Annotated in this window: 7 protein-coding genes; 5 read left to right on the forward strand and 2 right to left on the reverse strand. The window is 72.4% G+C overall.

From position 1 onward, the window contains the following. Nucleotides 1–257: 257 nt before the first annotated feature. The 3 genes from D452_RS0109200 to fabI all read left to right on the forward strand — a co-directional run bounded on the left by D452_RS0109200 (nucleotide 258) and on the right by fabI (nucleotide 3,333). On the forward strand, nucleotides 258–1,661 hold the full coding sequence (locus tag D452_RS0109200; RefSeq protein ID WP_017543860.1) for an adenosylmethionine--8-amino-7-oxononanoate transaminase: 1,404 nt from the start codon (nucleotides 258–260) through the stop codon (nucleotides 1,659–1,661). After that, nucleotides 1,658–2,362 carry a dethiobiotin synthase gene (bioD, locus tag D452_RS0109205; RefSeq protein ID WP_017543861.1) on the forward strand — a complete coding sequence of 235 codons (705 nt, stop codon included), beginning with the start codon at nucleotides 1,658–1,660 and terminating at the stop codon, nucleotides 2,360–2,362. The genes D452_RS0109200 and bioD overlap by 4 nt, the downstream gene beginning before the upstream one ends. 173 nt (nucleotides 2,363–2,535) lie before the next feature. Continuing rightward, nucleotides 2,536–3,333, forward strand: coding sequence for an enoyl-ACP reductase FabI (gene fabI, locus D452_RS0109210; RefSeq protein ID WP_017543862.1), 798 nt, complete (start codon nucleotides 2,536–2,538; stop codon nucleotides 3,331–3,333). Nucleotides 3,334–3,465: 132 nt separating this feature from the next. On the opposite strand, the gene D452_RS28005 is transcribed toward fabI, so the two are convergent. Then, entirely contained in the window at nucleotides 3,466–3,858 is a 393-nt protein-coding gene (locus D452_RS28005; RefSeq protein WP_017543863.1) for a DUF3291 domain-containing protein, read from the reverse strand. Nucleotides 3,859–4,083: 225 nt separating this feature from the next. Between D452_RS28005 and D452_RS0109220 the strand changes: the two genes are divergently transcribed. After that, nucleotides 4,084–5,559, forward strand: a complete 1,476-nt coding sequence (locus D452_RS0109220) for an aminotransferase-like domain-containing protein (RefSeq protein WP_017543864.1) — start codon at nucleotides 4,084–4,086, stop codon at nucleotides 5,557–5,559. Between the two features lie 99 nt (nucleotides 5,560–5,658). On the opposite strand, the gene D452_RS0109225 is transcribed toward D452_RS0109220, so the two are convergent. After that, a complete protein-coding gene (locus D452_RS0109225) occupies nucleotides 5,659–6,273 on the reverse strand; it encodes a superoxide dismutase (protein ID WP_017543865.1) in 615 nt (204 codons plus the stop codon). Between the two features lie 515 nt (nucleotides 6,274–6,788). On the opposite strand from D452_RS0109225, the gene D452_RS0109230 reads away from it, so the two are divergent. Beyond that, nucleotides 6,789–7,335 (forward strand): acyltransferase family protein (locus D452_RS0109230; protein ID WP_026129124.1); only part of this gene is annotated, 547 nt, incomplete at its 3' end.

The following is a 7,335-nucleotide window of genomic DNA, read 5'->3' on the forward strand; positions in this document are numbered from 1 at the left end:
ACACAGGGCGAAGGAGAAGCCTTGTGCACAAGGTAAGTGCCCGGAGTGCCGGGCCGGAGAGTGCGCCCTGGCGGGTCGACCCAGCGGCGGCCAAGCCCGCTGGGGCGACCCGTCCCTTGCGGTGCCAGGGAGGCGTCTACGACTCTGCCGGTTCGCGGCTCCCCGGTCACCGGTGAAAGCCCACAAAGATTCGGTGGGGATTCCTGGCTCACTCGTACGGGGCGCCAGTCCCCACCCGGGCGTAACAATGGGTCACCATGTCGCGAACCAGCACCGAGACGGTCCACCCCGCCGGGGTCCGAGCCGCCGACAGCGCGCACCTGTGGCACCCGTACACGACCGTGCCCGCCGCCGACACGCCCTATGTGGTGACCGGCGCCCGGGGCGTCCACCTGGACCTGTGGTCGGAGGGCCGCCACCACCGCGTCGTCGACGGCATGGCGTCCTGGTGGTCGTCCATCCACGGCTACCGCCACCCGCGGCTGGACGCTGCGGTGCACGCCCAAGTGGACCGGTTCAGCCACGTGATGTTCGGCGGGCTCACCCACGCGCCCGCCGCCGCGCTGGCCGAGGCGCTCGTACGGATCACCCCCGAGGGCCTCGACCACGTCTTCCTCGCCGACTCCGGTTCGGTGTCGGTGGAGGTCGCCATGAAGATGTGTCTCCAGTACCACCGGTCCACCGGTTCACCCGGCCGCCGCCGGTTCCTCACCTGGCGGGGCGGCTACCACGGCGACACCTTCCACGCCATGAGCGTGTGCGACCCCGACGGCGGAATGCACTCGCTGTGGGGCGACGTCCTGCCCGGGCAGGTGCACGCTCCCGAGCCGCCCGCCGGGTTCGACGCCCCGCCCGACCCCGACTACGTCGCCGGGTTCGAGGACCTGGCCCGGGAGCACGCCGGGGAACTGGCCGCGATCATCGTCGAGCCCGTCGTCCAGGGAGCGGGCGGTATGCGCTTCCACCATCCGGCCTACTTGCGGGAACTGCGTCGGATCGCGGACGCGCACGGTCTGCTGCTCGTGTTCGACGAGATCGCCACCGGGTTCGGGCGCACCGGGGAGATGTTCGCCGCCGACCACGCCGGGGTGGTCCCCGACGTCATGTGCGTGGGCAAGGCGCTCACCGGCGGGTACATGACCCTGGCCGCCACCCTGTGCACCGGGCGGGTGGCGCGGGGGATCGCCGGGGGAGAGGTCCCGGTGCTCGCGCACGGGCCGACGTTCATGGGCAACCCGCTGGCCTGTGCCACTGCGCTGGCCTCGGTGGAACTACTCACCGAGGGCGACTGGCGGGGCGACGTGGCGCGGATCGGGGCCGGGCTCCGCGAGGGGCTGGCCCCGGCCGAGCACCTGCCGGGTGTGCGGGAGGTGCGGGTGCTCGGCGCGATCGGTGTGCTCGAACTGGACCGGCCCGTGCGCGTGCGCGAGGCCACCCGCGCGGCGGTCTCGGCCGGGGTGTGGCTGCGACCCTTCCGTCGGCACGTGTACGCCATGCCGCCCTACGTGTGCACGGAGGAGGAGGTCGCGGGCATCGCCGCCGGGATGGTCGCCGCGGCCGAGGCCTCACTGGGGCGGGAGGACGCGGGCACCGAAGGAGAGGGGCGCTCCGAGGGGCCGGGGGCGCGAGGTCGGGGCACTGACACGGAGGGGGACCGGTGACCTCCGTTCTCGTGGTGACCGGCACCGGCACCGAGGTGGGCAAGACCGTGGCCACGGCGGCCGTCGCGGCGCTGGCGGTGGCCCGGGGGCGCCGCGTGGCGGTGCTCAAGGCCGTCCAGACCGGAGTGGGACCCGACGAGGAGGGTGACGCCCGCACTGTCGCGCGGCTGGTCCCCGGGGCGACGACCGCCGAGACGGTCCGCTTCTCCGAACCGCTCGCCCCCGCCACGGCGGCCTCCCGCGTGGGAGGGGTGGGCCCGGCCGCCTGGGAGGTGGCTGACCGCGCCCTCGACCTCGCGCGCGGCCACGACCTCGTGCTGGTGGAGGGCGCCGGAGGGCTCCTGGTCCGGTTGAACAAGGACAGGGAGACCCTGGCCGACGTGGCCGAACTCCTGGCGGCCCCGGTGCTGCTGGTCGCCGACCCCCGTGTGGGCACACTCAACACGACCGCCCTGACCGCCGAGGCCCTGCGCTCGCGCGGACTCGTCCCCGCCGGGGTCGTGGTGGGGTCCTGGCCCCGCGATCCGGACCTGGCCATGCGCTGTAACCTCACCGACCTGCCCGACATGGGGGCCGGACCGCTCTCCGGAGTCCTGCCCTCCGGCATGGGCGGCCTGGCCCCGGGCACGTTCACCACGGTGGCCCGGCGATCCCTGGGCGTGGGGCTCGGCGGTACATGGTCCCCGCCGGAGCGGCGCTGAGACCCGGCGCGGACCGGTGCGGCGTGGCCTCCACAGCCGCCCCGCCGCCGCCTCCACTGGCGGACCCCTTCAAGGCCGCGGCCGATTCTTTGTGCCGTTCCACGGCAGACGCACCCCGCCGCGCGCCGATACGTTGCCACTGCCAGCCCGAACACCGCCTTCCAGGGGACCCCTTGAACCTGCTCATCACCGGCATCACCACGCAGTCCTCCATCGCCTACGCGATCGCGGAGGAGGCCATGAACCAGGGCCACGAGGTGATCCTGACCAACCCGCCCGGCCGTGCCTTCTCCATCTGCGAGCGCATCGCCAAGCGGCTGCCCAAGGAGCCGGTCGCGGTCCTGCCCATGGACGTCACCGACCCCGCGCAGATCGCCGCCACGGCCAAGGCGATCGGTGAGCACTGGGACCACGTGGACGGCCTGCTCCACGCCATCGCCTTCGCGCCCGAGACCGCCCTGGGCGGCAACTTCCTCAACACCGAGTGGGAGGACGTGTCGAAGGCGATCCACATCTCCGGCTACTCGCTGGCTGCCCTCACCGTGGGCCTGCGCGACCTCCTCGCCAACGCGCCCGAAGGCGCCGGCGTCGTCTCCCTGACCTTCGACGCCAGCGTCGCCTGGCCCGTCTACGACTGGATGGGGTCGGCCAAGGCGGTCCTGGAGAACTCCGCCCGCTACCTCGCCCGCGACCTGGGCCCGCAGGGCATCCGTGTGAACACCATCTCCGCGGGTCCGATCAAGTCCCTCGCGGGCGGTTCCATCCCGGGCTTCTCGCAGATCGCCGACTCCTGGTCGGGCCACGCCCCGCTGGGCTGGGACACCAAGGACACCACCGTGGTGGCGGGCCCCGCGCTCTTCCTGATGTCGCCCGCCGCCCGCGCCGTCACCGGCACGGTCATGCACGTGGACGGCGGCTACCACGCCATGGGCGCCCCGCTCGCTCCGACCCCGGGCCCCACCCCGGCCTGATCCCGCGCCACGAGGGGCGCGCGGGAGGGATCACCGGGCCCGGCCGTCAACCGTGACGGCCGGGCCCGGTCCCGTCGGTGGTTCGGCGGACCCGAAGGCCCTGCACCCGGCCCGACCGCTCATCCGACACCCTCAGACCCGTGGGGTCTCCGGCTCGGGCGCGGGGACCGGCGAGCCCAGGGTGAAGGCCCTCGGTCCGGGGCCGTGGGCGCGCAGGTGGGCCGTGCGCGCCCCGACCTGCTCCGGTGTGATCACAGTGGCGGAGCAGGACCACCACAGGGCCCGCTCCACCTCGGGGAAGCGACCGGTCGCCGCCCGGTGGACGAGGAGGTCGTCGTGGGCCCGCTCAACGAAGGAGCGCAGGTCGGCGGCGGAGCGCCAGCGGTTCACCACGCGCACTGCGGTCCCCTCGTCGGAGAAGTGGACCTCGCCGAGGTGGCCCGAGTGGTCCTCGGCCAGGGCGCGGAGCGCCGCGACCAGCACCGGCAGGTGGCGGGGGTCGCCGGTCAGCGTGCGGGACTCCACCAGGACCGCCCCCTGGTCGAGCTGAACCGGTGATACGCGGTGCCTCCGCGCTCTCCCGGGCGTCGCCGCGCGGTGGACGGTTCGGGTGGGAAAGAGGGTACGCATGGGACCTCCCGACTCACTGGACCCCGGAAGCGAGGTCCACTCCGGCTCTGGTGGACTCGGTGGAACTGATGCCAGTATCGAAGTCCGACGCGTGAGCGAGGAGAGCCAATGGAGCCGAAAATGGACCCTGTTCGACGCACCGACGAGCTGGTGGACTCCCTGGGCGCCTGGTCCACCGGGAACGGTGCCCTCCACCGGCGGTTGTCCGACGCCCTGCGCGGACTGGTCGAGCAGGGCACCCTGGTCCCCGGCGAGCGCCTGCCCTCCGAACGCCGCCTGGCCTCCGCGCTGCGCGTCAGCCGCACCACCGTGGTCTCCGCCTACGACCACCTGCGAGCGCAAGGGGTCCTGGAGAGCCGTCAGGGCAGCGGTACCCGGGTGTGCGGGTCGCGAGCTCCGGTCCGCTCGGACGGCTGGAGCTCCAACGGCACCGGCAACCCCGTGTACCGCAACCTCCTCCACACCGACGAGAACCTCATCTCCGCCTCGTGCCTGCGCACCCCCGGCCTCGCCGGTGTCGAACGGGCCATCCGCGAGGTCACCGCCGAGGACCTGCCCGCCCTCATGGCCGAGGGCAACTACCACCCGCGCGGGCTCCCCGCCCTGCGCGAGGCGATCGCCCGGTACTACGAGCGGCAGGGCCTGCCCACCCACCCCGACCAGATCGTGGTCACGACCGGTGCCCACCAGGCCGTCGCCCTGGTCGCCCAGCTGTACCTGCGCCAGGGTTCCCCGGTGGTGGCCGAGGACCCCAGCTTCGCGGGCTGCCTCGACCTCATCCGGGACCGAGGCGCCCGGATCCACCCCGTCCCCCTGGACGACCAGGGGATCGACCCCAACGGGGTGCGCCGCGCCTTCGCGGAGACCTCACCGCACCTGCTCTACGTGATGCCCTCGTACCACAACCCCACCGGAACGCTCATGTCCGCGGCCCGCCGTCGGGAACTGGGGGAGCTGTCGGCCCGCCACGGGGTGCCGATCCTGGAGGACAGCGCGTACACGGGGATGCGGGCCGACGACGAGCCGGCGCCGCTGGCGGCCCACGCCCCGCGCGGGGCGGAGGTCGTGACCGTCGACTCCCTGTCCAAGGTGGGCTGGGCGGGTCTCCGCCTGGGCTGGCTGCGCGCCCCCGCCGAGATGGCGCTCCGGCTCAGCCGCCGCAAGGTGCTGGCCGACCTCGCGAGCCCCCTGCTCGACCAGGCGGTCGGCGTGCGCCTGGTCGACCGCTACGCCCAGCTCGCCCAGGAGAGGTCCGACCAGCTCCGCGAGGCGCTGACCCATGTCGAACACCTGCTGCGGAGGGACCTGCCCGACTGGCGGTGGCGGACCCCCGAGGGCGGCGCTGCCCTGTGGGTCCACCTGCCCGGGACCAGTGCCCGCGCCTTCGCGCAGGTCGCGCTGTCCCACGGTGTGGAGCTGGTGCCCGGACCGGCGATGTCGGCGTCGGAGAACGGCCGCCACGACGAGTACTTCCGGCTTCCCTTCGCCTACGACCGCGCCACCCGGGAGGAACTGGTGTGGCGCCTGGTCCGCTCGTGGCGGGAGCTGGACCGGCACGGCCCGGTGCAGGTCCACCCCGACGCCCTGGTGGTCTGACCTGCCTCAGGGCCCCGGACAGCAGCGAGGGCGGCACCTCACGGTGCCGCCCTCCGCCGTTCCCACCCCGACCGGTCGACGACCGGCGGACACGGGTGACTAGCCCAGCTGGACCTTGCGGGCCTCGGCGAAGCGCTCCTGGACGTCGGCCCAGTTGACGACGTTCCAGAACGCCTTGACGTACTCGCCCTTGACGTTCTTGTACTGGAGGTAGAAGGCGTGCTCCCACATGTCCAGCATGAGCAGCGGCTGCGTGCCGATGGCGATGTTGGCCTGCTGGTCGTACAGCTGCTCGATGATCAGACGCTGACCCAGGGCGTCCCAGGCCAGGATCGCCCAGCCCGAGCCCTGGATGCCGGTGGCCGCGGCGTTGAAGTGCGCGCGGAAGGCGTCGAAGGAACCGAACTGGTCGTCGATGGCCGCACCCAGCTCGCCCTCGGGCTTGTCGCCGCCCTCGGGGGAGAGGTTCTTCCAGAACACGGAGTGGTTGACGTGGCCGCCCAGGTTGAACGCGAGGTTCTTCTGGAGCAGGTTCACGGTGCCGAAGTCGCCGGCCTCACGGGCTTCCGCCATCTTGTCCAGCGCGGTGTTGGCGCCGGAGACGTAGTTGGCGTGGTGCTTGTCGTGGTGCAGCTCCATGATCTGACCGGAGATCCACGGCTCCAGGGCCGCGTAGTCGTAGGGCAGTTCGGGAAGCGAGTATGGCGCAGACATCTCTGACGCACCTTTCCAAATGACGCGAATCTTCGGGCTTACAGCGATGGGATCGCTCTAGTCAGCAAGCTATCAGCCAGGCGGCCGAGCACCCGATGTCAGGCTCTTTACACTCGGTGCCGGGAATAAACGGCCGCCGGGGGCCTACCCGCCGAAGGTCCCGTGGAACGGCCCGGTCTCCTCCGGGCCGACGCTCACGGGCCCGGCGCACCCCCGTCCGCTCAGGCCTTCCCCCAGCATTCCCGCGCGCCCGAAGCACAAACCATCACGCTTGTTCACGAACCTCCTGAAATGCGCCGGAGGCGGGGTTCGGCATCCGACCGTCCTAACCTGGCCGGGCTGTCCGAGACCCGCTCGACGGGTGTGCCGGAGGACGTTGTTCGGGAGTTGGCCCGCCATTCACCGGGCGGGCATCGGGAACGGCGAAAATGCAGCGCCGAATTCGAGTGACGGAACCCGTTCAGACGCCTCGTTCGGCGCACAGTCTCCCTAGCACTCCGAGGCCGCCGCCGCTCATGCACACGTCCATTTCCAAGGCTCTCGCCGCGAGGGCCGCCTCCTTCCCGTCCCTTCCCGACGACATGCGCGCCAAGGGCCGCGCCGGTGTGTTCCGGCCCGAGATCGAGGGGTTGCGCGCGGTCGCCGTTCTCCTGGTGGTCGTCTACCACATCTGGCTCGGCCGGGTCTCCGGAGGCGTCGACGTCTTCCTGATGCTCACCGGGTTCCTGATCACCGGTTCCCTGGTCCGGAGCGTCGAACGGGAGGGACACGTCAGGTTCGCGGCCTTCTGGGCCCGGCTGGTCCGGCGCCTCGTCCCCGCCATGGCGGTGGTCCTGGCGGCGACCATGGCTGCCGCGTATCTGTGGCTGCCCCGCTCCCGCTGGGGTGACGTCCTCGACGAGATCCGCGCCGCCGCGCTCTATCACGAGAACTGGGTCCTGGCCCACGCGGCGGTGGACTACCTGGCCAGGGAGGCGGCGCCCAGCCCCGTCCAGCACTTCTGGTCGCTGTCCATCCAGGGGCAGTTCTACCTGCTGTGGCCGCTCCTGGTCACCCTCGCGG

The organism is Nocardiopsis prasina DSM 43845 (assembly GCF_000341265.1).
Taxonomy (GTDB): Bacteria; Actinomycetota; Actinomycetes; order Streptosporangiales; family Streptosporangiaceae; genus Nocardiopsis; species Nocardiopsis prasina.